Origin of the sequence: Neptuniibacter sp. UBA6509 (genome assembly GCA_002435145.1) — a bacterium.
Classification (GTDB): domain Bacteria; phylum Pseudomonadota; class Gammaproteobacteria; order Pseudomonadales; family Balneatricaceae; genus Neptuniibacter.
In genome coordinates, this window is record DJLT01000025.1 from 918 (window position 1) to 1394 (window position 477).

Below are 477 nucleotides of genomic sequence, written 5' to 3' on the forward strand. Positions count from 1 at the left end.
AGGAGTTTGATGAGTATGCAAAAAAGAATCTGGATATTGGTCACGTCGCTTCACTGAAGCAAGCCTTTCTTATGGTTACACGCGGACGTGCAGACTATGTTCTCTATGAAAAAAACCCAGGACTAGCATATGCGAGCTTATTGGGGTATTCCGATAAGGTTCAAGTGCTGGATCCTGCTATTAGTAGTGAAGGTCTATATTTAACTATATCTCATAAATCTAAATGTAATACAGGTGTATTAAGAGGACGGTTGGCTCGTGTGGTTCAGGAGATGGAGGTCGATGGATTTATGCAAAAGGCGTTGCGTGATGGCCTAAATAGCTGGGACCAGTTTTCTGAAAAAGTAGAGTAGATAGTTCGACTTTATGATTATTGATATTAATTTATAGTTTATTGCTTAAAATCTAGGCTTTTCGCATTAGCGGAATGGACAAAAAGCAGTGTTATGGCATAGAATACAGCCGGTTTGCCTAAGG

1 pseudogene is annotated in these 477 nt (G+C 39.8%); it reads left to right on the forward strand.

The features are described 5' to 3' along the window. Nucleotides 1–353 (forward strand): annotated as a pseudogene (locus B4K11_RS03415) (ABC transporter substrate-binding protein); the annotation flags it as partial. Between the last annotated feature and the right edge of the window lie 124 nt (nt 354–477).